26 protein-coding genes are annotated in these 25,820 nt (G+C 37.7%); 5 read left to right on the top strand and 21 right to left on the bottom strand.

Annotation, left to right across the window (positions count from 1 at the left end; genetic code table 11):
• Nucleotides 1-90: 90 nt before the first annotated feature.
• The 8 genes from HHO47_RS17550 to HHO47_RS17515 all read right to left on the bottom strand — a co-directional run bounded on the left by HHO47_RS17550 (nt 91) and on the right by HHO47_RS17515 (nt 6,334).
• A complete protein-coding gene (locus HHO47_RS17550; RefSeq protein WP_169021465.1) occupies nt 91-549 on the bottom strand; it encodes a hypothetical protein in 459 nt (152 codons plus the stop codon).
• Nucleotides 549-1,262 carry a nucleotidyl transferase AbiEii/AbiGii toxin family protein gene (locus tag HHO47_RS17545; protein ID WP_169021464.1) on the bottom strand — a complete coding sequence of 238 codons (714 nt, stop codon included), beginning with the start codon at nt 1,260-1,262 and terminating at the stop codon, nt 549-551. Before HHO47_RS17545 ends, HHO47_RS17550 begins: the two co-directional genes overlap by 1 nt.
• Nucleotides 1,259-1,978, bottom strand: a complete 720-nt coding sequence (locus HHO47_RS17540) for a hypothetical protein (RefSeq protein ID WP_169021463.1) — start codon at nt 1,976-1,978, stop codon at nt 1,259-1,261. The genes HHO47_RS17545 and HHO47_RS17540 overlap by 4 nt, the downstream gene beginning before the upstream one ends.
• A gap of 183 nt (nt 1,979-2,161) precedes the next feature.
• The gene (locus HHO47_RS17535; RefSeq protein ID WP_169021462.1) at nt 2,162-3,115 is read right to left on the bottom strand and encodes a tyrosine-type recombinase/integrase; all 954 of its coding nucleotides are present in this window, start codon (nt 3,113-3,115) and stop codon (nt 2,162-2,164) included.
• Complete coding sequence (locus HHO47_RS17530) at nt 3,096-3,578, bottom strand: hypothetical protein (RefSeq protein WP_169021461.1); 483 nt, start codon at nt 3,576-3,578, stop codon at nt 3,096-3,098. Before HHO47_RS17530 ends, HHO47_RS17535 begins: the two co-directional genes overlap by 20 nt.
• The gene (locus tag HHO47_RS17525; RefSeq protein ID WP_169021460.1) at nt 3,565-4,329 is read right to left on the bottom strand and encodes an ATP-binding protein; all 765 of its coding nucleotides are present in this window, start codon (nt 4,327-4,329) and stop codon (nt 3,565-3,567) included. Before HHO47_RS17525 ends, HHO47_RS17530 begins: the two co-directional genes overlap by 14 nt.
• Before the next feature lie 8 nt (nt 4,330-4,337).
• Entirely contained in the window at nt 4,338-5,891 is a 1,554-nt protein-coding gene (gene istA, locus HHO47_RS17520) for an IS21 family transposase (RefSeq protein WP_169021459.1), read from the bottom strand.
• A gap of 188 nt (nt 5,892-6,079) precedes the next feature.
• Complete coding sequence (locus HHO47_RS17515; protein WP_169021458.1) at nt 6,080-6,334, bottom strand: hypothetical protein; 255 nt, start codon at nt 6,332-6,334, stop codon at nt 6,080-6,082.
• Between the two features lie 123 nt (nt 6,335-6,457).
• On the opposite strand from HHO47_RS17515, the gene HHO47_RS17510 reads away from it, so the two are divergent.
• The 3 genes from HHO47_RS17510 (at nt 6,458) to HHO47_RS17500 (ending at nt 8,866) form a co-directional block, all read left to right on the top strand.
• Nucleotides 6,458-7,582: a hypothetical protein gene (locus HHO47_RS17510; protein ID WP_169021457.1), complete on the top strand. Its 1,125-nt coding sequence runs from the start codon at nt 6,458-6,460 to the stop codon at nt 7,580-7,582.
• 257 nt (nt 7,583-7,839) lie between these two features.
• Nucleotides 7,840-8,184: an antitoxin Xre/MbcA/ParS toxin-binding domain-containing protein gene (locus tag HHO47_RS17505; RefSeq protein ID WP_169021456.1), complete on the top strand. Its 345-nt coding sequence runs from the start codon at nt 7,840-7,842 to the stop codon at nt 8,182-8,184.
• A gap of 55 nt (nt 8,185-8,239) precedes the next feature.
• Nucleotides 8,240-8,866 carry a hypothetical protein gene (locus HHO47_RS17500; protein WP_169021455.1) on the top strand — a complete coding sequence of 209 codons (627 nt, stop codon included), beginning with the start codon at nt 8,240-8,242 and terminating at the stop codon, nt 8,864-8,866.
• A gap of 473 nt (nt 8,867-9,339) precedes the next feature.
• Here the strand turns inward: HHO47_RS17500 and HHO47_RS17495 are convergent, their stop codons facing one another.
• From HHO47_RS17495 to HHO47_RS17455, 9 genes are all read right to left on the bottom strand, one after another.
• Nucleotides 9,340-10,005: an RHS repeat-associated core domain-containing protein gene (locus HHO47_RS17495; RefSeq protein ID WP_169021454.1), complete on the bottom strand. Its 666-nt coding sequence runs from the start codon at nt 10,003-10,005 to the stop codon at nt 9,340-9,342.
• A gap of 50 nt (nt 10,006-10,055) precedes the next feature.
• Nucleotides 10,056-11,822: an AAA family ATPase gene (locus HHO47_RS17490; protein ID WP_169021453.1), complete on the bottom strand. Its 1,767-nt coding sequence runs from the start codon at nt 11,820-11,822 to the stop codon at nt 10,056-10,058.
• Nucleotides 11,819-12,298 carry a hypothetical protein gene (locus tag HHO47_RS17485; protein WP_169021452.1) on the bottom strand — a complete coding sequence of 160 codons (480 nt, stop codon included), beginning with the start codon at nt 12,296-12,298 and terminating at the stop codon, nt 11,819-11,821. Before HHO47_RS17485 ends, HHO47_RS17490 begins: the two co-directional genes overlap by 4 nt.
• Nucleotides 12,299-12,301: 3 nt before the next feature.
• Nucleotides 12,302-13,465: a dsDNA nuclease domain-containing protein gene (locus tag HHO47_RS17480; protein WP_169021451.1), complete on the bottom strand. Its 1,164-nt coding sequence runs from the start codon at nt 13,463-13,465 to the stop codon at nt 12,302-12,304.
• A 186-nt stretch (nt 13,466-13,651) separates the two neighbouring features.
• Nucleotides 13,652-14,608 (bottom strand): tyrosine-type recombinase/integrase, encoded by a 957-nt coding sequence (locus HHO47_RS17475; protein ID WP_169021450.1) that lies wholly within the window; start codon nt 14,606-14,608, stop codon nt 13,652-13,654.
• On the bottom strand, nt 14,589-15,077 hold the full coding sequence (locus tag HHO47_RS17470; RefSeq protein ID WP_169021449.1) for a hypothetical protein: 489 nt from the start codon (nt 15,075-15,077) through the stop codon (nt 14,589-14,591). The genes HHO47_RS17475 and HHO47_RS17470 overlap by 20 nt, the downstream gene beginning before the upstream one ends.
• The gene (gene istB, locus HHO47_RS17465) at nt 15,074-15,826 is read right to left on the bottom strand and encodes an IS21-like element helper ATPase IstB (RefSeq protein WP_169021448.1); all 753 of its coding nucleotides are present in this window, start codon (nt 15,824-15,826) and stop codon (nt 15,074-15,076) included. Before istB ends, HHO47_RS17470 begins: the two co-directional genes overlap by 4 nt.
• Nucleotides 15,816-17,324 carry an IS21 family transposase gene (gene istA / locus HHO47_RS17460; RefSeq protein ID WP_169021447.1) on the bottom strand — a complete coding sequence of 503 codons (1,509 nt, stop codon included), beginning with the start codon at nt 17,322-17,324 and terminating at the stop codon, nt 15,816-15,818. The genes istB and istA (HHO47_RS17460) overlap by 11 nt, the downstream gene beginning before the upstream one ends.
• A 264-nt stretch (nt 17,325-17,588) precedes the next feature.
• Nucleotides 17,589-17,846 (bottom strand): hypothetical protein, encoded by a 258-nt coding sequence (locus HHO47_RS17455; RefSeq protein ID WP_211183764.1) that lies wholly within the window; start codon nt 17,844-17,846, stop codon nt 17,589-17,591.
• A gap of 224 nt (nt 17,847-18,070) precedes the next feature.
• Here HHO47_RS17455 and HHO47_RS17450 point away from each other — a divergent pair, with 224 nt between their 5' ends.
• Together HHO47_RS17450 and HHO47_RS17445 are read left to right on the top strand one after the other, a co-directional pair.
• Entirely contained in the window at nt 18,071-18,925 is an 855-nt protein-coding gene (locus HHO47_RS17450; protein WP_169021446.1) for a hypothetical protein, read from the top strand.
• 438 nt (nt 18,926-19,363) lie between these two features.
• Nucleotides 19,364-19,681 carry a hypothetical protein gene (locus HHO47_RS17445; RefSeq protein ID WP_169021445.1) on the top strand — a complete coding sequence of 106 codons (318 nt, stop codon included), beginning with the start codon at nt 19,364-19,366 and terminating at the stop codon, nt 19,679-19,681.
• 99 nt (nt 19,682-19,780) lie between these two features.
• Here the strand turns inward: HHO47_RS17445 and HHO47_RS17440 are convergent, their stop codons facing one another.
• The 4 genes from HHO47_RS17440 to HHO47_RS17425 are packed head-to-tail and all read right to left on the bottom strand — an operon-like array spanning nt 19,781 to nt 25,669.
• A complete protein-coding gene (locus tag HHO47_RS17440; RefSeq protein ID WP_024606470.1) occupies nt 19,781-20,179 on the bottom strand; it encodes a hypothetical protein in 399 nt (132 codons plus the stop codon).
• Nucleotides 20,176-24,951 carry an RHS repeat domain-containing protein gene (locus tag HHO47_RS19450; RefSeq protein WP_169021444.1) on the bottom strand — a complete coding sequence of 1,592 codons (4,776 nt, stop codon included), beginning with the start codon at nt 24,949-24,951 and terminating at the stop codon, nt 20,176-20,178. Before HHO47_RS19450 ends, HHO47_RS17440 begins: the two co-directional genes overlap by 4 nt.
• Nucleotides 24,948-25,397: a hypothetical protein gene (locus tag HHO47_RS17430; RefSeq protein ID WP_169021443.1), complete on the bottom strand. Its 450-nt coding sequence runs from the start codon at nt 25,395-25,397 to the stop codon at nt 24,948-24,950. The genes HHO47_RS19450 and HHO47_RS17430 overlap by 4 nt, the downstream gene beginning before the upstream one ends.
• 41 nt (nt 25,398-25,438) lie before the next feature.
• Complete coding sequence (locus tag HHO47_RS17425) at nt 25,439-25,669, bottom strand: hypothetical protein (RefSeq protein WP_169021442.1); 231 nt, start codon at nt 25,667-25,669, stop codon at nt 25,439-25,441.
• Between the last annotated feature and the right edge of the window lie 151 nt (nt 25,670-25,820).

Below are 25,820 nucleotides of genomic sequence, written 5' to 3'. Positions count from 1 at the left end.
GTGGTACAACAGTAACCGATTGCATTCCTACTTAGGGTATCAAAGCCCAAATGATTTTGAATTTAAAATTAATGAGTTAGAAAAAGTAGCTTAACTAGGGTGACTGAATTTAGTTGACCAGGTCATATCTTTTGATATTTTTCCTTTATTATAAAGTTGTAATGTCGGCACATCATCTTTGGTTAACCATTTAACACCTTCATCAGTTAGGCTACCTATTCGACAATCTCCACAGTGTGCTAAGGTTATTTCTTTTTCAGAAACAATAGCTATACAGCAACAAAAAGAGAGGCCTTCGTGCTCAGGTGACATTAAGTGAAGTGCGTTAAGAATGTTATCCTTTAACAGCTGCTCAGGATTATCAATGTTAATCCAGCTCGATTCAGATAAGTTTTGTGTGAAACAATTAACAGCAGCTAATGTATTATCATTATGATTAATACCATCACATACAAGGTAAATATCACCATTTGGAATTTTCCACTCTTTCACTGTATCAGCATTTATTGGCTGAGTCGGACCTTTACCCGTAAAAATTATATTTGCCATTAAATTAAAGCCTTTCCTGACGCTAATTGATGAAACCGCTCCAAAATCATATCTATTCGTTCCGGTTCTTCACCATTTAGTGCATTGGCGAAAAGGTATTCGAATTGGCTATCTGCCATAAACCTTGTCATATTGCTTTGAATATATGTAATCAACTCGGATGGTCCTTCAAAAACGTCATCAATTAATGAATCTCGACCATTAATAAGAATACATATATCTTCTGCATCTTTGCTTTCTAATATATCGATATTGCGCCCAAAGAAAGCAGCTAGCTTAGTTGCTAATAAATACTTAGCTTTAACTATTTTAATTTGAACTCCATGGGGCAAATCATACATTACGGGGTCTTCTTGGCTAGGTTTGAACCACTCATTACTAAAACCAAGAATATTCTCATCATCTGGCATTACATCAACAAGAATACCGTCACAAACAAACCTGCAAATAGGGGCTACTTCATCATCATCTGGAATATATTCTTTAAATCCAACATCTCTCAATTTTTGACTGAGTGAGTAGTAACCGGCGGTACTAGTAACTGAAACAATAAAATCGACATCTTTCGTGCTTCTAATATCTATTGGTTGCGCATCATCAAGATGTAAAGACACTGTTGCCCCACCAACAAAAGTGACTAACTCTAATAGCTTTTCACCTAATACATCGGCAACACTCATTAACATTATTTCATGCTCTGTTGGAGTTCTCATATTTTTCCTTTATTTAATTTTTCAAGAAAAGGAAGGGCTTCTTCCTTCTCTCTAGCGGTTCCTATTCTGAATATGTCCACTAAAGCTAGTTGTTTGTATAGCCAACTATCAATCATTACGGCTTTTGAAACAGATTTATATAATGGATTTATTGCTACTCCTTTAGCAGTACCTCTTGCGCATGGCCAAACGGGAGGTGTTGAATTAGAGCTTGCAAAGATTTCTTTAAAAACAGGGGCTGCGTATGATGTAGGTATTCCACGAACTATACGACCGGGTTCAGTGTAAAACGAAACTCCTGCGCCATAACGAATAAAATTAACAAGCACAGGACGGTTTACTTTAATACGCTTGGCTCCGAGTTGAAATAACAAACCCGCAGCTATACAACGTTTTACTGCATTATTTGCTTCACTTAAAGATATAAAAAGGTGTTTAGCCAATTTACGGTAAGTCCATTGGTTATCAATTTCATATTTAGACTCTTGTAGAAATTCATCAATAATTAATAACTCTTTTGAATCAAAATCATCTAATTCATTTGATACAACTAAGTCCTCTTGCTCAATATCATACTTACTAATTTTTTCTACGTCGTTATCGATGTGCATCCACGCCTTGCCTTGCAGCTCCTTTGTTAGCAATAAAGACTCATCATTCGACTCCTCATAACTAAGAATTTTAAGTGCTACAAGTAAATCTTGATTTTTTAACATAGATCACCTTTGAAATGTTCGCTGTTCGCAAACAGAAAACATATATTTATCACCTTTTATTTTTGATCACAAGAATAAAGTTTAATTATGTGATCTTTTAGTTAATTGTCTTAACAGAGTGGTAGATATTCGCCCACTTAGTCATATTTCATACTGATAATCTCAGGAGAATATATTTTAGATTTAAAACAACCCACTACCACCTTCCGCAGATGGATGAGTAGCCTCATAAACTTCAGACAGTTTTTTACGGCTAACGTGGGTATATAGCTGAGTGGTAAGAATGCTGGCATGGCCAAGCATTTCTTGAATGTGACGTAAGTCAGCGCCATTATCTAACATAGTGGTTGCGGTATTATGACGGAATAAATGGCAAGCACCTGTGCGGTCAAATCCTGCTAGTTTGACATATTGTGAAGCCATATCTGATAGTTTACCTGGTACATAGCGTTTACCGTTATTCGCTAAAAACAATGCTTTTCCTGAGCTGATAAAGGCAAATCTTGGGCGTATTTTACCAATATAAAACGCAAGCCATTCACACCCACGCTGACTTATAGGCACTAGTCGCTCTTTCTTACCTTTACCATGTACACGCACCATTTTTCCGGTAAAGTCGATATCATCAACATTGAGCTTAACTAACTCGCCACGGCGAATACCGGTGGCAAAGAATGTTTCGAGTATAGTTCTATCTCTTAATCCCTTAACGCCAAACAATAACGGCTGCTCTAAGATGACTTCTATTTCTTCAACACTGTATAGGGCTTTCGGTATCTGCTGTCCTTTACTTGGTAATTCTATATCAGCTAGCGTGTTTTTCGATAACAACCCCTTTCTGTGCATATACTTCACAAAAGTTTTTACATACGTCAGTAAGTTACGTTTTTGAGCAGGTCCTAGTGGTTCGTTATCCAGCTTTTTACGATAGCTATTGAGGTAAGCAGCATAGTCATCCATCAAATCTAAATTAACGTGGTCAATCGTACTGATGTTGTGCTCTTGGCACCAAATAATGAACTTCTTAAGACCTCCTCGCTTATTGCGAACGGTATCTGAGCTTTGCCCTTTGGCAAGACAAAGCTCTAGATAGTACTCCACACAAGGCCAAAATAGCTTAGTGGTAGGTTTGTCCATGAATTAGTTCCTTCGCATAGGCTATGCCTGAATCAACAAATGCTTTTGGCTCTGGTTTATGCCAGTAAACTATCGCTTTGTCGCCACTTCGAGTACGGCCAGTTCGGTAGCCTGTTGCTGAAACAATATGACCATCTTCAAACGTTGGAAAAACTATACAACCACGGAATAATTCATGACCGCTTGAGCGAACTAAGCCACTACGTTGTAAACTGCCACGAATAGCAGCCCCTTCAGGTGTGCGGCACTTAGGAATGCACTTCCCCAAGGTTCGGTCACAAAAACCAACATCATCAATATGCTGAGTATGCTCTTCAAATAAGCAATTCATGTGAACGAATTGCTGGGCAATATCACTGCATGCAAACTGCCGCTGATAATGTTCAAACGCTTGCTGTATATATAAATCATCAAGGTTAATCTGACCTAAAACACTGAGGTAGCTCTCATTACTTGTTAACATTTTTGCCTCCTTGTTGCGCATTGATTTTGCGAAATGAATCACTTCCTGCTTCGAAAATGTATTTGAATTTCGTATGGCCAATACGGTCAAAGATAGAATCTCCAATATATTGTTCACCCACAGCCTTATGCCAATCGCCTACATCAAATTGAGAGGTGATAACCCAAGAGCCATTACCTTCTCGCTCTTCTACCAAATTAAACAACAGTAAACGCTCTTCATCTGTTAATGGCGTTAAGCCCCAGTCATCTACTATTAGCACTGCCATGCGGTTAAGCTTTTTAATGTACTTATCAGTTTCGCCATTAAGCTCTGCCTCAACTAACACTTTAATAAGATGTCGGTACTTTAAAAACTTAACTTTAAAGCCCTTAATGATTGCCCCGTTACCGACAGCTGAGGCCGCAGTTGTTTTGCCTAAACCTGAAGCGCCAATAAGTAAAACATTTTGCATATTATTTACCCATTCGCATGAACCTAATACTTGGATATCTTCAAGAGAGAATGGTGACTCATCATTTATGGGTAAGTTCTCCAACATAGCCTGCGGCCATTTTAAGGCAGCATTTTTTCTAGCTAAGCGTTGAGAATTTTCAAATCGTGATGCTAATTGAATGTCAAAAAGCTCTTCAATTGCCTTATCCAAAAGCTCTCGCTCTATGTCGTGATTTTCAGCGACCTGCTCATATCCACTCATCGCTGCTGATAATTTTAATTGCTGAAATTTCTCGGTTAATTGCGGACTGATCATGTGACCTCCTAATGCGAATTGTAATAATCAGCACCACGAAGATGCTTATTAGAAAAAGGAATTTGAACTAATGAGTTAACATCACTCAAATCAACGTCATAAGCCTTACTAGCAATAACATCTCTTAATCGTGTTGGTGACATTTGGTTGTACAAAGCAGCGAACTCACAGGCTTTTTCAAACTCCTCATTGGATAAATTAGAAGACTCAGCAAGCTTGATGATCTTACGACAACGGTCATTAGCTAAACGTGACTTTTTATGGACACAATCAAACTGAGCAGCAATAACTTTTTTAGCATATTCGCCATATACTTCCGCCCATTCCCAATAGTGTTCAATGTCTTTATCTTCGAAATATTGATGGTTAGGTGGCATGTGTTCAAAAACACGAGTAAGTTCACCGATTGCATAGCTACGTGTATGAGCCGCTATCATTTTTCCTTGGTAAAATATTTCAATATTTTTAGGCTTTACATGAATAGAAACAGGCTTATTAGCATATGTAAAAGGTACAGAATAATAATGCTCTTTAACTAAAACGCAGTAATCTGTCGGCACATTCATTTCATAGACATTTTCAATCAATTCAAAGGGTTTATCTGGCAGTGCTTTTAGCATTGGCTTGTCTATTCTTTCGAATAATTCTTGGCGACAGGTACTGAACTTTTGAAATTTTTCACTGTTTAACTTTTTGCACTCTGAAAGCAGGTATTGATTCATCGCTTCGATGCTACCAAAGTGCATGTCCAACATATTCGATATGATTCGATTAGTGATAAAGCCAACACCATTTTCAGCTATTGCTTTATCTTTAGGTTTTCTTGGTCGCCCAGGTAAGATATTTGTGCTGTACCACTTACCAAATACTTCATAGTTCTTATTGAGGATTTTCTCAGGGTTTGAAGAGGTCACGAGTGCTTTAGGGTTATCAGGAATAATAATTTCAGGCACACCGCCGTAAAACTCGATCATAGCGACATGTGCTTCAATCCAGTCCCTGGTCGTTTGTCTTGGTGTAGCGTATATAAAAATATATGATGAAACGCCTACAGTGCTGACAAAAATACTAGCCATTAATGGGTCGGTTACATTTTCTGGCGAATAAGGAGCCTGAGTTCCTGAATAGTCAACATAAGCAATTTCACCCGCATTATGATTAATTTTCATTGATAGCTTAATCAGCCCCTCGTGCTCTCGAATAAACTTGTAAAACTGAGTCAGTTTATACGCTGCGCCATCAGGACAAGTAGGTAGGTATATTTGGTAGTAAGCATTTCTCTTCGTTTGCTTTGGCTTACTAATGAACTCAATAACATCGTCCATATTAGGTTTAATTTTTTGAACATTTCTAAATGGCCAATTTGGAAAGAAAAGTACATTAACTTTTACTTCTTCCATTGTTTCCATTGATTGCCACGAGATATTATTTTCTTCCAATACCTTCTTTGTTTTCATCACGGTAACGTGGGAACAATCAGTAGTACGTCCTATCGCTCTTAGTGATAATTTTGTTGTTTGTAATAGCCTGGCTATCAAACATCGTTTGCTTTTCGACAACATAGTCATTCCTCATGATTCATTTTCATAAGGCGCAGCTAGCCGCAGACTTCACTTGATGAAACCTTGACAAAACGACTATTGGAGACAATGCTTATAGCTGTCGTGTTTGAACCAATCGACAAAGCAATTTAAGCCTCAAAGTTACCAGCTTTGGGGCTTTGTCTTTTCTACGCCAACCTTTTATTACGTCATTTATCCTCCCTTGCTTGCTCTGCTAACCACCTAGCAATATCTTTAACTAATGCATGCGTTCCTCTACGGTTAGGCACTATAAATGTGGTGATAGGTAGTGTTTTTCTTACTACTGCCTGTCTCAACGCATATATCGAACTATAACCAAGCGCCTTTTGTAATTCAGCGCCCTTTAAAACAGGGCTGCCGTACATTTTTAGTAAGTCCTGCTCTAACTTTTTTGCCAGTTCATCAACTTCATCTTCACTCATGCCATCCCCTTACAAGACCAACTAAGACAAGTTGACTAATAAATAATCTAATTAAGACTAGACTTAATGTATTTATGCGTCAGTGCCATTTTTTTAAGATTAGTGTCATCCCTTGGAGGGCTTATGCCTTTTAGAAAAATTCAAAGTCATTACAGCAAAGGGAAAAGCTTTAGTCAGTTTCAGCAATATCGTTCGCTGCCAAAGCGATTACGTAAAATAGCGGCAGTGTTCTGGGTTAGTTTTTTATGTGAGGAAAAAAAGGCTGATAACCATTATCAATTAACCAAATCTATTATTGATGATGACTCTATCGATAAAACCCATTCAGAGTTTCGGTCAATTTATCGGTTTTTAATGCGTAAATCGAAAGGTGAAATATGCTCTAGGTATCATCCGATTCAGCATATTGAAAGCTATGAACAAGAATGTACTCGTTTGCTTTATCACCCTATATGGCCATTATTGGCATCAAACAAAACAAACCATTTAGAATTAACTGATATCGTTGCTCAGCTTCCTCCTCAGATTACATCGTGTATATCTACAGATAACGGTTTCTCGCTAGATGCAGGCTGGGAATCAATTTGTAAGCAAACAAACCTAGATGCTCTATGTGGATTGTTGGCTTTGGCTGTATGGGTAAACCATGAATGTGATGGTATTAATACTCAAGAAAAATTAACCGTTCTCTCTCAATTGAACGAAAGCATTTTCAAAATGGTTTTCCGTATGTATACGCTCTTTATATCAGAGGCTGATTTTGAACCTTTTGCTTTTAAATATTTAAGTTATTTGTGCCAACTTATAGAGAGAACTTGCAGTGAATTTCTCATGCATGAGCCGAGTAATATTAAACTCAAGGTCCCAGCGTTAGAGTTATTTTGCAGCTTTGAAAACAGGGAGACTGAACTAATGATCCCATCAGGTTTTTCAGCCAAACATAACCCGCATATTTTATTCTCTGGCTCTGCACCTACAAACATAAACTACCTAGCCTTATATCGTTTATACCAGGCACTTACATCACTTGTTTCTTTACCTAAATATAAGCAATTACTGCCAGGCGTAAACAACAGTTCAAATGCAGCTTATTTTTTATCTCTAATTCAGCATTCATCTATGAATCTTTATTTGTACTTTTTAAGAGGAAAAGCTTTTTGCCTCTCTCACAACATCCCTATTGAGCAATATGAATATGCTCAGGTTCAATTTAACAAGTCTTGCGAAACTTACCGAAACAATCTTTAAAACTCACCTGTTAATTTTCTAACGTTTTAGTGGTCATTGCTAAATGGGATCTTGGTTATTAATAAATGAAACTAAGGTACAGTTTTAACGGAATATGCACATGCATATTACGCTCCTAAACAACCATTGCTCCGCAAATAAACCACTAAAAACCCAAATAAAAATGACCACAAGAACGCTTGGTAATAACCACTTTTGGCTCTTCAAATTAATCTAATATTGGGTAACAAGGCACGAACCTATTTGAAAGAGCAATAATGAAAAATCCACTTTGTTCAAAAGCAGTTAATATCGATGGCAAATTGATGATTGAAATACCTGAACCAGTTATTAAAAAATTGGCTATTTCACCAGATGATTTTATTGAATTTGGCAACGCTAAAACTGTCAGTATTTGGAAGAGTGAAAATGTCGATGTCCCCACCGATGTTTTCGAGATATTAATCGATATATTTAAAACTGAAGATTATGTGTTTCAGTGGCTCAATAAAAAGCAAAAATACTTGTTAGGTAAAACACCGATCACACTACTTAATACATCAGCAGGTAAAGAAGAAGTTCTAGGATTGATAGAACGACTAAAACGAGGCGATTTTTCTTAGATGTTATGTGTTTTCTTTTAACCAAACTATGGCAAAGTCAAATATAGGGGCAAATATGAATATTCTTTTTCTTTGTACGGCAAACAAACAGCGCAGTAAAACAGCACAAGAGTTATTCGGTGCTGCTGATAAAAGTAATCAATACAAGTCTGCTGGTTTAAGCGCCAAATACGTGAATAAAGCAGGCACAACTCTTTGTACACCTGAATTACTCGACTGGGCTAACAAAATTTACGTGTTTGAAGCGGCTCATATTGAACGCATTCAGGAACACACGGGTGATAAATTTTTAACTAAAATCACAAACCTGCAAATTGAAGATAAATTCCAGTATTTTCAGCGAGAGCTTGTTCTCTTGTTATTAGAGCGGTTCGAATTGGAAATCATAAATACTAGCCAGCCGCTATCCCAAGAAGAAGTGAATAAAGCTATCGAGAAGTGGGCTAAAAAGGGGACCGGCTCACCTAGTTTGCTTTTGTGCCAAAATGATGGCTCATACCATGTCAGTTATTACTGTGGAATGGGAAACTCAGACCATACCCCAATTGATAAATTTGAACCGCTGTTTAAGAAAACAATCGACCAACTTTATCAATCTGATGAGCTTCAAGTCTTTGGTAATAAATTTTCACTATATCCAGGGAGTGGTTTTTTCAGGAAGTTAGTGCTCATTGATAACTAATCCTTATTCAGAGCAAAGTCCCTTAAAAATTATGGATTTTAGCGTAAAAGTTACAGTAAACAATATTGTTTACTTGAGGTACATATAATTGAATGCCAAGGAGGGCTTTACCGTTAGTAAACAAAAATGTTTACTCGCTATGAACGGTTAACCCTTTGGCTTCAAAAGCAGCCAAAAATAAAGCCCCTTGCATATGACTATATGGGTCATTGCGGAAGGGGCTTTGGATTCAAATTTTTTAAATAACTTTAGCTATATTACTTAATGTCTCTTTTTCCATATTTTGAAATACTTTTACGGTAAGAAAAGTATGAGATAGAGGTTAAAAAAACTAGACAGACCACAGTAAAACCTAATCCACGAATTAAACCATTTTCAATTGATATTACTCCTCCGCATATTAATGATAAGAGGAAATAAGCTATTAATTGAACTTTATATAATCTAAAAAAATTCATTCACATTTAACCTTTTTATAAGTTTTCTTTTACTTTCTTATCCGCAACGGAAATCCCTAGATCTGTGGCTTTATTTGCTAAGCCTGTTGCAGCAGAAGTAGTTTGCCCAGCAGTATTACCAACCATAGCGCTTCTTGTAGTGCTAGAGATTTGAGAAGCAATTCCTCCAGCATTAGACATGCTATCTAACTTACCAGCAAAAGAATTACCAACCTTACCACCGACTAATCCACCAGCAGCACCACTAACAGTACTTATAGCTGCTTTAGAAACAGAAATAGAATCTCCATTTGCTACATCTTGTCCCATAGAGCCAACACCACTTGCAGCAGCACTCACAGCCGTTGTCTGTTTAACTGCTTTACTAGCAGTTATAGCTCCTTTAACAGCTTGAGTTGCTGCTCTCCCTGCAAAGCCTCCTGTAACAGCACCTACAGCACCCGCTATTGCTATATCTGTCATATCTATATCTTGACCTGTCGAAATTTGAGCGACTAACTCTATCCCTGCTCCAATCACAGCGCCCCATAAAAACTCACCGTTAGGATCGGTATATTTATACGGATTATTATTAACATACATGTAGCGGTTAAAAGACATAACAGGGTTTGCAGCGGTATAACCAACCGGATCATTCGAGTAAAAACGACCTATGACTGGATCATAGTATCGTGCCTGCATATAAATTAGTACGAACTACGATCCAGAAGCTTAAGTCTGCTGTCTAAGTTTTATTTACCTAAATACATTGTCTGACCAAATGATTCATCATCGTATGACGGCAACCAATCTTTATCACCATTTCCAGATTCGTATTTATATTCGGTAGTCGAGAAAACCACTTGAACATTATTTTCATCAGCCAAAACTTTCAGAGCCTTAATAAACTGATCTAAATCTTCTGCACTAATATCATGCTGTCTTGGAGTATCAAGAATCAAAAACCTTATACCCATAGGATTTGACTTAACAATTTGTTCAAACAAAGCAGCGTGATAAGCTAAAACAACTATTAGTTTCGTACTTCCTTTTATTTGATTAAGCTTTTCTCCACCAAAACTAGCTTTGAATCCATCATATAAATCTATATTGTCAGAAACATTTTTAGTGTTAATCACATTCTTCCAGTTTGATATTGAACTCTTTAGATTAGATTGGAACCTGATCAACTCAATTGAAGATTTGTTAATTCCAGAGCTTAAGGATTCCTGCTTACTTATGGCAATATCTCTTTCTCTCTCTGCGGCCATATACTTTTCTTCGAGTACACTAATATTTTCTAATTCCCGCTTTTTAATTTCTAAGGAAACAATCTCAGATAGACTTATATGAATCGACTCTACCAGCGCAGATACGCCATCATCATCTACAGCATTTTCTCTTTCTTTATTGAGGGTTTCTATATCATCCAAGTGTGTTTCTAATTCAACTTTAATAGCCTCAATTCTTTTTTCGGAACTTACGCTACTAATTTCTAAATCTTTTATTTGATCTTTTAGATAAAGCAGATTTTTACCGTATGACTCCGAACTACCAAGAAACAGGCCGCACCCATCAACCGAACAAATATCAGCAAAAGATTTAAAAACCCTTCTGGCCTCTTCATTTAAAGATAGCGTATTTATTTCTACTTCAATCTCAGATCGAATAGTCGATATACTGGCACATTTACTTTCTAACAAATCAAGCTCTTCCTTTAACAGCCTAACTTGTTTCATTTTGGAAGAAAGCAACCTGTCTATATTATCCGTAGCATCAAGCGTTAAGTTCTTACTTGACTTTAATTCTTCAATTTTTGCCTTCAGTGAATTTATCTGGTTATCAACTTCAACAATATTTAATTTACCACTCTCACTTTCATTTAACGCATCTTCATACAAACCTTTTAAGCGATGAACTTTATTATCCAATCGCTCAACAGCCTTTTTCGCATCAATGGCACTTTTTTTCTTATCAAAGGAATTCTTTGAAGGTAAATTTACACAAATCCTGACAGCCTCTGAAAATTGATCTCTAATGAAATTACTGCCCGGAGACTTATAAAAATCTGTATATCCAATATCTTGGTCTAAGTAAAAAATTGGTAATATTGTCGATAAATAAGGGTGCGTGTGTGTATTGGAGTTAGTCACCAAATGAGGGAATTCATATCCAAATATTTCAAATAAATAACGGCTATAATCGCCTTCTTTAAAAAATCGTTGTTTAGTACCTGTTGGCTCCAAAACTTGAATGTCAAACTCTCGCGAATATTGGCGCTTTAATTTATATTTTTTCCCATTTAAAGATACTGTTAACTCAACACTTTCACAGTGAACATAAATATCATCTCTAAATTCGCACGGGTAGCCTAAACAAAAGGCTATTGACTGCACTAGAGGGGTTTTTCCTGAGCCATTTGGCCCGTACAATTGAGTGATAGATTTAGCAAATGTAAGCTCGCTTGATCCCCATCCATTGCTGCCACGAGCATACACTTTTAGACTGTCTAACTTCATGCTAATTCAAGCTCCATTTGTTTTTCTCTGCATATATTTCGATAATTTCTTTGAATTAAAAGCAGGTTGTAAGACAAATCTGATTTCTCATCTATGGCCTTGTTAATTACCTTTTTGCCTAATTCAGTAGCTTCTAATTTAGTCTTTCTGTTATTAACCGAAACCAAGTTCGCTATTTCCAAAAACGAAAGCGCTTTTACCGTTCTCACTCGGAGATTTGCAGACCAGCCTAAATGCTGAGAAGAACCTTTAAACTCTTTAATCGATCTTTCTATGCATTCTCCAACTAATTGCCCCAATTCTGGAGTGTTAGGTTTCCGCCTCTCTTTTGCCATCAACAAAACAACCATAGAAATAAAAGGTAAGTGAAATAAAGCTTCATTACTTAGCCTATGTGACCTAACAGTCTTTACTTCATCAAGTTGAATTCTAAGATTTGAAGCTTTGGCTACCTCAAAAAACTCTTCTATATCCATAATTTATTGAGACCTCACCATTACTGAGAACAATCCACCTAAAACAATCTCTTCACTTAAAGCTGTGAAGCACTTTTCCTTTTTTAAGTCACTAAATATTCTTTCTACATCTTCTTTTAATTCAGTAAATCCAAACCCTGTCACTATTCTCTGTTTTACAGCGTCCGATAACCTAGATTCCAGCATCATTAAATTAAAGTCAGGTACATCGTGCCTGTACTTCCTATACCAAATGTCCCATTCAGTTTTGCATTTTGCTGCATAGTCAATGAGTTGCTTTGGTGTATCAGTTTTCTTTAAAATCCGCTGTAATATTGAAAGGCTTTTTAGCGCCTTTGTGTCACCACCACTAGTTAGCATATCGTAGCCAATTTTCGATAAACTCAAAACTTCCAGCAATTCATCAATTCCAACCCCAGCTAATTCATCCAAGGTTTTTTCATCTAACGATTTCGGCAACACTCCCACAGATTTGCTTTCTACCAAAGCCATCAAGTTATCAATAATCTCTCTTGCTTCCATATACTGAAGATCAATTTCGCTGTACTGAAAGATTTTTTCTCTGGCAATAGATTCGAATATAGCGCCTTCTACTTTTAAGTATTCGACACCCGGATCTATTCCAAACTTTGAGATTAAAGATTTAACTTCATGCTCTTTATACAATTGTGTTCCATCACTGAAACAATTGTTAAAATGCTCAACGAGAGCTGCTAAGGTTTTATTGGTAAAATCTTCTTCATTTAACGCTTCCAGTAGATCTTCAACTTCGTCTTTTACATGGATGTTTGTTAGAAAAATAACTTTTTCACACGAAGCTGAAAAATTGACAGTATGAATCAACAGTTTTCCAGCAAAGCTATCCGTAATTCTCTCAACGATATCTTCAGGTTTTTTCTTATTATTTATCCCAAAAATATCTATTAGCGACCATTGTGCGTTTCTTTTTTTCTTAGTTTTAACCTGAAAAAAGTGATAAAACGTTTTCCCATCAATAATCTTTCTGACAACGAAATCGTCATGCCAATCGCAAAACACTCGATCTACAGTATTATTTTCTAGAATTTCTAAACTGGCTAAACTAGCTGCTCTAGTTTGGGCTTTATACCTAGATAACGTATCTCTACCGTCCTGTTCTCTAGGATCTACTTCATGTAACTTAACCAACTGTCAGCAACCTCTCATTATTGGAGTTGCTTTGCAGGAAAGATTTGTGATTGGATATGCATCACTTTCTATCCATGAAAGCTTATTATTAATATTTTTAGTGATTAATAATGACAGTTAAGCCGACTCAAATCGATACTGTATATTATTACAGTGTCTTAACCGATATCAAGTTTCAGTGGTAAATTATTGAAACAACCCACTACCGCCTTCAGCAGAAGGATGAGTTGCTTCATAAACTTCAGATAACTTTTTACGGCTAACATGCGTGTAAAGTTGCGTGGTGAGAATACTGGCATGGCCTAGCATTTCTTGGATGTGACGAAGATCAGCACCGTTATCTAACATTGTTGTTGCAGTGTTGTGGCGGTATAGGTGACACGCGCCACTGCGGTCAAACCCCGCTAATTTCACATACTGTGATGCCATATCAGACAATTTACCCGGCACATAGCGTTTGCCATTGTTAGCCAGAAACAATGCCTTTCCTGAGCCGATGAACGCAAACATCGGTCTAATCTTACCTATGTAGAAAGCTAACCACTCACATCCTCGCAGGCTAATTGGCACCAAACGTTCTTTTTTACCTTTGCCGTGGACTCGAACTAACTTACTGTTGAAGTCGATATCATCAATATTCAGCTTAACTAGTTCACCTCGTCTGATGCCTGTCGCAAAAAAGGTTTCAAGAATAGCGCGATCACGCAAACCTTTAATCCCGAACAGCAATGGCTGTTCTAATATGGTTTCTATCTCTTCGACACTATAAAGTGCTTTGGGTATCTGTTCACCTTTTGATGGGAGTTCGATATTTTCTAGCGAATTCGTTGGAAGCAGCTTTTTGATATGCATGACCTTTACGAATGTTTTAACAAACGTAAGTAAATTTCTTTTTTGAGCAGGGCATAGCGGCTGGTTATCTAGCGGTTTGCGATATGCGTTTAGATAAGCAGCATAGTCATCCATCAAGTCAAGATCGATTTGGTCAATGCGCGTAACATTGCGGTCTATACACCAAAGAAAAAACTTCTTAAGACCGCCTCGTTTACCTCGCACTGTATCTGAGCTTTGCCCCTTTGCGAGACAAAGCTCAAAGTAGTACTTGGCACATCGCCATATCCGATTAGTGGTAGGTTTGTCCATGTATCAACTCTTTTGCATATGACATACCTGTTTCCACATAAGCTTTCGGCTCTGGCTTGTGCCAATAGACAACTGCTTTGTCACCATTTCGGATGCGGCCTATACGATAACCAACAGCAGATATGATGCTGCCATTGTTATCTACAGTGGGTATTACAATGCAACCTCTGAATAGTTCATGCCCTGTTGCTCGAATTAACCCGCAACGTTGCAAGCTACCGCGAATAGAGGCCCCCTCAGGTGTTCGAGCCTTAGGGATGTTTGTGCCCATCGAGCGATCACAAAGACCGATACGTAAGTCAAATTTAAATTCATCGTCAATTCGACAACTGCTAACAACAAATTGTTGTGCCAAAGTGCTTGCCTGATAACGCTGCTGGTAATAATCGAATACCTGTTTGATATTGAGGTTATCAAGATTGATTTGGCCTAAAACGTTAAGATAACTATCTAGTGGAATAGAGTTCATTTTAAGCCTCCTTGAATTCCCATTAACTTTCTGAACGACTCACCTTTCATATTGATTTTGTGAGCGCTGTGGACAATGCGATCTAAAGTCGAGTCCGCTATTGTCTCGTCCCCAAACGCATCATACCAATCACCGACTGGGTACTGAGAAGTAATAATCAAAGAGCCTTTTTGATCACGCTGTTCGATTAGCTCAAACAATGCATGGCGCTCAGTGACTGTAAGAGGAGCAATTCCCCAATCATCAATGACTAATAAAGGTACTTTTTTAACCTTGTTCAAAAATGTCGTGACTCCTTTTTCTGACTTATCGGCAGAAAGCTTAATGATTAGTTCGCTGAAGCGGCATTGAAAGGCTTCAACTGATTGCATAATAACTTCGTTTGAAAACGCACTAGCCAAATATGTTTTGCCCAAGCCAGTAGCGCCAGTGATTATGATGTGACGGTGGTTATTTAACCATTCTAACTCGGCTAACTCCTTTATTACTGCTGGCTTTAATGACGTTTGAATTTTGTAATCAATCTCAGCAAGTGAAGCGTGTTTCCAACGAATGTTGGAGCGCTTTAGCAATCGAGCTATATGAGAATTTGAAGTTAAAGTAAGTTCTTCTAGTGCTAAGCCATGAAGCCGCTCAAGAAAACTCATATCTTCATATTTATCATTACTGCATTGGCGCTCTAGCTCTGCATTCATGCCATTAAGTTTTAACTTAAGTAATATCTCGGAAATCTGTTTTTTAAGCGTCATAATCGCCTCCAAAGTAATCTTTACCACGAACATTTTCATGCTTACGCACATATGCTGGTAGCTTATCGAAACCACCTTCGAGCTTTTGTGCGCTGATAATTAGATTGAGATCTGTTGGTCTATCCATCTTATGTGCTAAGGCATACTCAACAGCTTTGGTAACAACATGTTCGCCACGTTTTTGCACCATATCCATTAATGCTTTGCAGCGTTTAGCTATTGGTCTGGATTTCGGATTGTTAGTTTCCGAATACCACTTTTCAACGATTGCAGTCACTGGTTCACTAATATCCCGTGCCCATTCAAGATTTAGTGCTTTGTCACACATGTTGTGATCAGCTAAATGCTCAACTGGCATATGTTCTGGAATGGTTGTAGCCCCCATGATTTCTTGGCTCATTACATGTTTATAAACGAACTCATTTTGATAGGAGATGGAGAGGTGAGATTGTGTGATAACAACATCAACAATCTCGCCAGCAAGTGCATAGGGAACTGAGTATTCATGTTGCTTGTATTTAAAGTGGTAATTAGATTGAACACGAATAAGCTTGCGTTCTACGACCATTGCATATGGCAGCGCAGGTAAACCTCTTTGCTCTAAAATTTCACGCTCACCGAGGGCGAAAAGGTCATTTCGGGATATATCGAATCCTTGAAACTTCTCGTTATTCAGCAGCTCTACTTCTCGTGCTAAATGACGATTGATTTCGTGTAAGCTGAAGAAAGACATCTCCAACATAGGCACCAAAATGCGTTGAGTTACAAATTTCACGCCTAACTCAACCAAGGATTTATCTTGAGGGCGACCCACTCGGCAAGTATCCATCAAACAACCGTAGTGTAATCCCCACGCTTCAACATTATCGACTAAATTAGCGATAAGTCCGGCTTTATTGACTAACGCTTTTGCGTTGTCCATAGAAATAGTTTCAGGGCAACCTCCGTAATATTCAACAGCACGGGTCATCCCATCTATCCAATGAATCGTTTTCTCACCCGCAGTCGCAAAAGCAAAAATCTTCTTAGAAGCACCAAGTACAGCAACAAATACTTTAACCCAAACTTTTTCACCATTGTCCGTGTAAAAGACTTGCGTCCCGCAGTAGTCGATATACAAGGTCTCTCCTGCCGCATGGTGCTGCTTCATCACAATTTTTAAGCGCTTCATGACTTTATTTAGTTTTCGGAAGTATTGTGATTTGCTCAGCGCTGTTGATGGATCTTCGGCTTGATACTCTAAGAAAAGTATTGTGCGCGATTTACGTTTACCACGAGGCTTTCCAAGCTCCTGTAATGCTTTATTGTAATCAGGTTCTCGTTTGTCGTGGATTCGCTTAGACTCAATACGCAAAGCTTCTTTCGCTTCTGTATCATTGAATTGCTCAAGTAAAGGGTGGTCTACCCCGTAGCGCTCACAGCGTTTGTTTATTCTGTGAGTTGCAGATGGCGAAGCACCTGCAATTCTTGCTTGTTCTCGAACAGTGATGTGAGGCATGACAAATTTGGCTCTCACTGCTGCTCTAATGGTTGTTACTGGCATCATTATGATGTCCTCTTTTTAGTTGAAAAAGAGGCGCAGGCGGCACTGGCTCTCACACAATTAAGGTGAAAACTTGACAAAAGCCGCATTCAGAACAATGATTAAGCATCGAGAGTTCATTTCGATGTTAATTCAGAAAGCCTTTAGAGTTGCCGCTCTGAGGGCTTTTGTTCTTTCTACGCCATAATTTATTGTTAAACCAAATAAAACTACATCGAATTAGTCCTCTTTCTTAAACGCTTGTGCCGCTAAAAAAACACCAACATCTTTTACAAATGCAAACCAACCCCTTCGATTAGGTAATCGAAATATTGGTATAGGTAACGTCTGCCTTTGAATGGCCTGTTTAACAGCAGCAATGCTGCGGTAATTCAAAGCACGTTGTAACTGGCTTGTATTGAGAATTGGTGAACCATACAAATTCAATAAATCTTGCTCTATTTGTGTCGCCAACAATTCCCGTTCTTCATCACACAAGGTTTGTATTCCTCCGTTTCATACAAGGGGTAACTTTTAGCCTATACTCATTTACTAAAAATCACATTGTCGCTTTTTTATACAATTCGATTTTCCAGCAATATGACAAAAGGAGATGTATCACAATGAATTTACATGTAATTTTTGAAAGCACAGTAGAAACTGCTTTATGACTTAAAACAAAGAATGAAATACATAATTAATTATTAAATGCCAATCATCTAATGAACGAATTAGCGAATTTCAAAGTCAGGGAGAGTAAAAGAGATAAATTAGCGAAAATGTACTTAACGCTTTCACCAGCAATACGTTCAGTAGCTTCTCAAACTACGATTCAACATCACCTAGCTGAATGCAGATTTGAAAACATGGCAATGTTTATCAAATCTCTTGAATATAACGACAGAGATCCGTTAACCAAAAAATACGGAAATTTTTGGTACAAACTACTGTCTGGCAGAGGTATCAAACACATTGGCAACTTGAAGCACTTTATTGAATCAATTTGTTGGTATTCCGCGCTTATACTGCGCCATGATCTATGGCTTTTCATTGATGGAAAACTGGAAATAAAAGATGCCATTAAAAAACTAGATCGAGACTTAAAACGACAACTTTTTACAAAAAAAGCTCTTAAAAGTAGAAGCTTTGAAGATTCGATTGGCTCATTTAAGCAGTCTTACCATAGGCAGCGCCTTAATTTATATTGTCAACAAACGTTAGGCTCACTAGAAGCACTAATGATTATTGCAATGCTGCAAACCCAAAAGTACCAACATAGCAGACCATCTTCAGCAGAGAAGTTTGCCTACGGTCAATTCTTGTATCTGTTTGGATACAAATACCAAGCGCTCAAAAAAATAGAAATAGGACATAAAATTGCTTTGCGTTTTTCAGGAAAAAGCTCGTTAGGTACAAGTGATACTTTGCGTCAGAGACTAACTTATGATTTTGAGAAGTTAGATGAGATAATTGCTATTGGTAGAAACAGTAAAGTTGAAAACTTAGACCAATTTGTTAGTGACGAGATCTTAAAAAATATTCTTTCAAAACCCAACCATCTTTATTTTTATTCATAACCACAGATGCAATTACGTTGATCATTATTCGAAGGCGAACTTTAGCTTTGTTCCACTTATATGCTTTTTCTGTTTCGTCTTAATAAACACGTTGTTACACCTTAAAAGATCAAGCTGTCTTTTTTGATGGGAATATATAATTGTAAATTCGCATTCGAATGGCACACCAAACATCACCCTTTGGCACAACAGACATTTTTAAGCTGAAACACGATTTGTATTACCGTGGTACAAGCTTGTTTTAGCCACCGAAATTTTAATTAATATTCGTAAAATTAATGACTAACAAAAAGTGCAAATATCTGATCATGACCATAGCAGCAGTCTATTACCATTGCTAATTTTGGGATAAAAAAGTCGTTATTAGATCCATGCTTTCAGTATGTTTTTAACTGAAATTTATCTATGATCATCTTAAATTCTTATATGGATTAGGTCATGAAAACAACAGTTAAAGATTGGTACATCGTTTCCGTTTTTGACGATGAGGAATTGATTGGCAAAATCCTCTGGGGCACTTGCGAAGAAGATGAGACTTACAGATTTTCACCGGGGAGCTATATCAGTACATCAAAGGTTGAAAAGATTTTTCCAAACAAAAGATTAATCATTACAGCGAGTGGCAGTTGCTATAAATTGATTGGCGAAGGCCAAAAATCGCTAGTGCAATTAAAAGACTTCGAACTCCTTCGGCACGGATTTTCGCCTGAGCAAATCACCCAATTGAATTTGGCACCAAACGGAATTTTTCATTGAGCTGCCCAGCCAGAATTGAAAACAAATTCAAAGCGCCAAGCAAGATAAAACAAAGCCCCGCGAGTGCGAGGCTTTGGATTCAAAACATTATTTTAATTATCAGAACATTTTTGGAGCCTTATACATATACCTCTTATCAATATAAAGCACTTTGCTTTCCATTGACCTTGCTATCACTAGATATGCCTTTTTATACTCTTTAGTCTCATTGAATCCTGCATATACCATGTACGAAAGGTAATCACTATCCAATTTAATGTTCGAGCAATTTAGAGGTTTATTGTCAATCTCATAAGGCTCGTAGACCAAACTTTTACTGCCAGCTAATGCTAAAAGTTCATGCAGGCTTAAAGATTCCGTGCCTACTAAGCCTAATGTTTCTCTGGCTTCTTGTTCAATTTCTGGGGGGCAAAAATCCATAGCTTCAGCCTCTGTACTATTACAACCTGTAACCATAAATAACATAGATATGATAAAAAGTTTTAATTCGACTCTCATTTATCCAGCTCCTTCTCTAAGGCAGGCAAAGCGATGTCTGTATTGTTTACTGGTTTTTGACCAGTAAGTTGTTGATATGCGTTACCAGCGTAGGTGTTGGAATTTTGACCTCTTGGCTGATATGGAATATTCGCTCCATTGACTTCAGAGTTCAATTTTTGAACTTGCCCAGTTACTTCACTCATAGTTTTGTCTACCGTAGTTGACATTAATGTTTCGGTTCCGGCTTCACCAAAATCAGCACTTTCAGATGCAGGTGTATCATTCGCTATTAAGTTAACACCGTCAAAACTACTGTCCATTATTGCATCCGATGCACCACCGGGATAAGACTTACTTGGGCCTCCACGAGTAATTCTCGATTCACCAGTATCGGTATCCCTATATTCAACAAATGCATGACCATATTTCCCGACTATTGGAGCTTGACCAATTGGGTAAGCTTTCAAAGTAACCTCAACAGCCATCCCTGTTGGATCAACAAATCTATATGGATTGTTATTAGCATATGCATAACGATTGAACCCATGAACAGGTCCATTTCCAGTTTTGAAATGACCAATGGCGCTTACCGGATCATTGGAATAAAACCGCCCGATAACTGGATCATAGTATCGTGCCTGCATATAACTCAACCCTAAGTCAGTGTCGAATTTATGCCCTGTGTACCCTACGTCATCTTTGGGTGCTTCTATCGATTCACCAAATGGGCGACTGTGTTGACGACTTGCATTCACGGTTTGCGGTGTAACATCACCATATTTAGCAATCAGTTTTTTACCTAAGTAAATATAGTTAGTACCGTTGCCTGTTATGGTGCTTCCTTTTTCTCTATATAGCAGCATACCATCTTGGCTGTACATTGAATAACTGGTGCCATTGCCATCGCTCTGTTTTACTCGGCGGTTATGGCCATCGTATAAGTAACTATTACCTTTTGCAGTGGTAAGTTGGTTTGCTTCATTAAAATCTAAACTATATGCCCCATTATTGGTGATATTACCACGGCTATCATACCCTATTGACCCATACCGCCCACTAACACCGGTTACTTTTGATAAACGATTTTTAGCGTAGTCATACGTATAGTTAAGTGTTTTACCCTTATTTTTATAATAAGTGATATTACCAAAACCATCATAGCGTAATGTACTTGAGCCTATACCTGTGCCACCCGTTGTACTGGTTAACCGGTCAAGGTCGTCATACCCGAGGTAAGTTAAGCTGTGTGCACTGTTTTGCCCATCAATGATTGAAGTAATATTCGCGTTGTTGTCGTAATCATACGTCAACGCCATAACGGTACTCGGTAGATTACTGCCTGCGGGACCGGTATCTTTTAGCTGCTTAGGTAACAAACTATCTGAATATAATGTGGTTTTATGCGTTACACCATTGCCATAAGTGAATGAGTCAAGCATGCCATTTGCATAGTATTTAGCGTCTTTGGCAAAACTTAGTTCAACTGCACCGTTTTTATAAGTTTGAACCTCAGTTGGCTCGCCAAAGCCATTGGGCTTGAAGTTAACAATCGTGCCATCTGGATACCCTAATTGCTTACGCTGCTGTAACGCATTGTATTTATAACTAAGCATTAACGGTAATTGATTACCAACAAAAAGCTGCTCTTCTTCTAATAAGTTTTGATTATTATATGTATAGCGATGGGTAACATCCCCTGCTGTTAAGGTAAGCACATTGCCATTGTTATCACGCTCGTAACTGACATCACCTGAGTTATCTGGGTAATTAACATATTTGAGGCCGCCTAAATTATCATAAGTGTAATTAGTAGCCCCGACAGGTGTAGTCGTTGAACACTGGGTGTTATTAACGCCGGCTTTATGCCAACTAAGTTCACCCAACGCATTGTATTTATATATCGTATTACCAACATCTGGTCGCGTTGTTAAACATAGCTGCTTCGTATTGTCATAATAGCGATGCTCGGTAACACTAACGGTATTTCCGTGTTGATTAGCCGCTGTTTGCGTTATCGAGTGTGTTAAACCAAATATATCAACATCCATTTGTGTTGTTACATCTTCAGGGGATTCTATTTTCAACGCTTGTGAGTAACTTGGTGAGCCAAACGCTTGATAAGTCGTGGTCGTTACGTTGTCTTTAGCATCCGTTACTTCTATACGATTACCAGATAAATAGGCGTAATTAACGGTGCCCAATCCACTTGTTGTTACACTTTGCTGCCTACCCAGTGAATCATAGACGGTTGTAGTGCCTTTATTTTCACTAACATTTGCGCTTGCATAAGATTGGAACGTTGGTTGATTCAAATAGTTATATTCGAAACGCTGATAACGGGTACTATTTGCTGCTGAGCTATTGACTAAGTCTTGGCTTTTTATCTCTGTCAGTCGCAGTAAGTTGTCATAGTACTCTGTGGTTTTAAATACAGCGTTACCTGCACATGCTGTCCGTGAACTATCTAACGTACACGTTGACGCAGTGCGGGTATTGGTATCGTTGTTCCAAGTATATAACGTGTCGTACCAGTTGCCATTAGCCGCATCATTTGTTAAATCTACGGATTTAATACGACCTATGTCATCATAGGTGTAATTAGTTGATATGCCATTATAATCGGTTGTACGCGTTACCCACCCGTTATTATCAACGACTCTACTCGCACTCATATTTCCTGAAGTTGACCTATTGGGCACCGTTATTAGCTGCGGTAAACCGCGCTTGTAGTTTGCATATTCAATAAATCTATTCATGCTACCTGCTAAACGCTTAGTGTTAAACTCGATTCGTTCCACATTACCTTCATTTGTATAATCGGTGAATGTGCGCTGTAGCTGACCAAACACATAAACCTCTGAAGGTAATTGCTGATTCGAAAAATAACTATTTGGAAAAGTGCTATAGTTAATTAGTTTGACTTCTGTATAGCTTTGCCCATCCCCAGATACTTTAGTAATCGTGGGTAAATTGAGTATCCAATTAGATATATCATGTTGATAAAATTGTTTCTTATAAAAATGCCCCGATGGGCCAGATAAATTTACTTGTTCAGGCGCTTCATAATCGTTATAAATATAGGTGCTTACAAAAGTATCACCATTAACCTGTTGAGTAACACTCTCTTCTTCTACTGCATAAGAAATTGTATCAGTATTTGTGATTAAGAAAGGGTCAGTTATTTCACTTTGGCCTTTGAAACTGCTTTTCCAATACGTTGTCAAGGTGCGTTCCTTAACAGCTCCATTTGGGCTATGCTTTATTTGCGCTATAACTTTACCATCGGTTTCATCCCAGCGTTTACTGATGTAACTTACAATATTGCTATTATCAGGTTCTGTAATTGTTAGAACCCTTAAATCATAAGGGGTCATCCCTAAATTTTTAGGGATGTTCGCGCAGTCACTTTTAGCTCTACAGGTTGACTCTTTTTGATCTCCTAGGATAGCTATACCTTTTTGAAAAGGTCTACTACTTAAACCCGTAGCATCAAAGTGCCCATAATCATTACTATAATCATATACCCAAGAATATTCTCTATCATTAAAATTTATTGATTTTTGTGTAATAGATAGGTTTGCATAGCAGGCATTATAATTAATAGGGTCACCTTGCCTATTATTAACCTGTTGCCTAGCAGGGACTTCTGTACGACCATGGACTCTTAGCTTATAACTAAAGCTAACGTTTGCACCATTAGGATGTTTAATGTGTAATGAATTATAGGGGCCCCTAACAGGGTTTGTATGGCGATATACGCAGTCATGTGCTTTATCGCCTGATGCTATATATATTTTACTTGCGTAGTCTATAAACTCGGGAAATTGATACTCCCAACTCTGCCCTGATGGTAAGATAACTGCAGTTAAATTATAATTTACGTAATTTTTCTCGTACAGGTACTCCCACACTCGGTTCTGACTTACAATCTGGCTAATTCGTCCTTGTGTTTCGTATGAAAAAGATACAAGTTCTTCTTTAGATGCTGAGTCAGCGGGTTGATATTTTATTTTATCTAATTTACTACCATTAAATTCATAATGGATCACATTACCAAACTTATCCTCTACAGCTGTTGCAACATATAGCAACTTTGACCGCTGCACTGGTTTGGTTTTTACCAGTGGAAGTCCTCTTCTCTCAATACGATGAGCTAAAGTATAAGTTAATCCATTGCTTGTTTTAACAATAAAAAACTCATTGCCATTATCAATGCCACATGTAATTGATGCATTAGAATTCGTTTTATAACGATGCTGCCCAGCACTTCTCAATAGTTTACCACTAGCACCAGGTATATTTACATCAGCACCATTCCAGTACTCATGTTGTTCATAAACATCGCCATAGAATGAAATAGGGCCAGGTGACAAGGCTCTTGAGCAAGCTGTGCTCGAATAATAATTGCTAGTATAGCGGTTAGTACCTTTTAAATAAGTACCTTCAATTCTGGGGAGCTCAAGCTCCCAGTCGCCAAACTGTGCGGGAGATTTATCATTTTTACCTGCCAACCTATTGTACGTGCGCGTAATATTAACAGGGATCGATGAGTTAGTTTTAATGCTCAAATCTGTAACGCTGAATGTAAGCATTCCATCGGCTAGTGATATATTTTCACCTGCTAGATTATGAGTAAGCGCTTCAATATCACGTTTAACTGCAAAACGTTCTAAATTATATTCAGATGGAGGCGCAATAGCTTCAACACCGCCTTCTCCTGGGGGCAATGCCGCAAAAGTAAATATTGGAGTAAATATTATTAAAAATAAATATCGTGTACAGTTTTTCATTTCTCACCTCCTTGAGTTTCGACTACTGGACTACCTAGCAAATCCGTATGTATAAATATTATTTGTTTTTTCAAAGCCACGCTATTACTCCAAAGCCCACTGTTATTACAAGAGGTATAGCTACACGCCATAATCCTAATGCTCGAAATACCAACTGGTAGAGGCGAAAATGTGACTGAATTAGAATCAACTTCCCTTAGCAAAACCCAATTACCGTTACTATCTAATCCTTCAACACGATATTTACTTGCATGCTGAATATCATTCCAAGTTATGGTGACACCATTTGAAAGTTTCACTAGAGTCACATTACTCGGTTGGTTATATTTTTCACTAGGAATAAACGGAATTATGATAAAATTACCGCCATTACTAATCGGTATCCATGTAGTTCCTGCTTTTAATGTTCCTGTAAAAAGTAACATTAGCATTAATATTTTTTTCATAGTCCCTCACGGATAAATTTTGGGTGTTTCATAGTTAATCCTTAAAACGTTATTCGAATAATTTTTCTATAAACATTTGGCGTAACGCCCCAAGTATCACAATTATCGATATCATTATATGCAAGCATTACTGTTTGGCCTGCCATTTTTGCAGCCAATAAAGTACTATACATTCTATTGCGTGCTTCTTCTGAGTATGTTGCAGGTATTATAAATGATGACTTATTACTACAAGCAGCTACTGGAGCACCATTATTATCTTTTAATTTCACTATAATTTGGTTTCTATCATATATTCATAGGTTGGATCTTAAGAAAACTTGAAGTTGAACTCTGTTAATGATCAAATAGTTACGCCAATAAAAAATGACTAAAAACAGAGTTCACATGCAGATTAACCAAGTTTCAAATCAATTAAAAGCC

This window comes from Pseudoalteromonas arctica (assembly GCF_012927645.1).
Taxonomy (GTDB): Bacteria; Pseudomonadota; Gammaproteobacteria; order Enterobacterales; family Alteromonadaceae; genus Pseudoalteromonas; species Pseudoalteromonas arctica_A.
Note: the sequence above shows the minus strand (reverse complement) of the source record. Positions and strands in the feature narration are given on the sequence as shown.

Bases quoted from the DNA above. Each gene is read 5' to 3' on its own strand.
- HHO47_RS17550 (WP_169021465.1), bottom strand. From the start codon at position 549: ATGGCAAATATAATTTTTACGGGTAAAGGTCCGACTCAGCCAATAAAT.
- HHO47_RS17545 (WP_169021464.1), bottom strand. From the start codon at position 1,262: ATGAGAACTCCAACAGAGCATGAAATAATGTTAATGAGTGTTGCCGAT.
- HHO47_RS17540 (WP_169021463.1), bottom strand. From the start codon at position 1,978: ATGTTAAAAAATCAAGATTTACTTGTAGCACTTAAAATTCTTAGTTAT.
- HHO47_RS17535 (WP_169021462.1), bottom strand. From the start codon at position 3,115: ATGGACAAACCTACCACTAAGCTATTTTGGCCTTGTGTGGAGTACTAT.
- HHO47_RS17530 (WP_169021461.1), bottom strand. From the start codon at position 3,578: ATGTTAACAAGTAATGAGAGCTACCTCAGTGTTTTAGGTCAGATTAAC.
- HHO47_RS17525 (WP_169021460.1), bottom strand. From the start codon at position 4,329: ATGATCAGTCCGCAATTAACCGAGAAATTTCAGCAATTAAAATTATCA.
- istA (WP_169021459.1), bottom strand. From the start codon at position 5,891: ATGTTGTCGAAAAGCAAACGATGTTTGATAGCCAGGCTATTACAAACA.
- HHO47_RS17515 (WP_169021458.1), bottom strand. From the start codon at position 6,334: ATGAGTGAAGATGAAGTTGATGAACTGGCAAAAAAGTTAGAGCAGGAC.
- HHO47_RS17510 (WP_169021457.1), top strand. From the start codon at position 6,458: ATGCCTTTTAGAAAAATTCAAAGTCATTACAGCAAAGGGAAAAGCTTT.
- HHO47_RS17505 (WP_169021456.1), top strand. From the start codon at position 7,840: ATGAAAAATCCACTTTGTTCAAAAGCAGTTAATATCGATGGCAAATTG.
- HHO47_RS17500 (WP_169021455.1), top strand. From the start codon at position 8,240: ATGAATATTCTTTTTCTTTGTACGGCAAACAAACAGCGCAGTAAAACA.
- HHO47_RS17495 (WP_169021454.1), bottom strand. From the start codon at position 10,005: ATGCAGGCACGATACTATGATCCAGTCATAGGTCGTTTTTACTCGAAT.
- HHO47_RS17490 (WP_169021453.1), bottom strand. From the start codon at position 11,822: ATGAAGTTAGACAGTCTAAAAGTGTATGCTCGTGGCAGCAATGGATGG.
- HHO47_RS17485 (WP_169021452.1), bottom strand. From the start codon at position 12,298: ATGGATATAGAAGAGTTTTTTGAGGTAGCCAAAGCTTCAAATCTTAGA.
- HHO47_RS17475 (WP_169021450.1), bottom strand. From the start codon at position 14,608: ATGGACAAACCTACCACTAATCGGATATGGCGATGTGCCAAGTACTAC.
- HHO47_RS17470 (WP_169021449.1), bottom strand. From the start codon at position 15,077: ATGAACTCTATTCCACTAGATAGTTATCTTAACGTTTTAGGCCAAATC.
- istB (WP_169021448.1), bottom strand. From the start codon at position 15,826: ATGACGCTTAAAAAACAGATTTCCGAGATATTACTTAAGTTAAAACTT.
- istA (WP_169021447.1), bottom strand. From the start codon at position 17,324: ATGCCTCACATCACTGTTCGAGAACAAGCAAGAATTGCAGGTGCTTCG.
- HHO47_RS17450 (WP_169021446.1), top strand. From the start codon at position 18,071: ATGAACGAATTAGCGAATTTCAAAGTCAGGGAGAGTAAAAGAGATAAA.
- HHO47_RS17445 (WP_169021445.1), top strand. From the start codon at position 19,364: ATGAAAACAACAGTTAAAGATTGGTACATCGTTTCCGTTTTTGACGAT.
- HHO47_RS17440 (WP_024606470.1), bottom strand. From the start codon at position 20,179: ATGAGAGTCGAATTAAAACTTTTTATCATATCTATGTTATTTATGGTT.
- HHO47_RS19450 (WP_169021444.1), bottom strand. From the start codon at position 24,951: ATGAAAAACTGTACACGATATTTATTTTTAATAATATTTACTCCAATA.
- HHO47_RS17430 (WP_169021443.1), bottom strand. From the start codon at position 25,397: ATGAAAAAAATATTAATGCTAATGTTACTTTTTACAGGAACATTAAAA.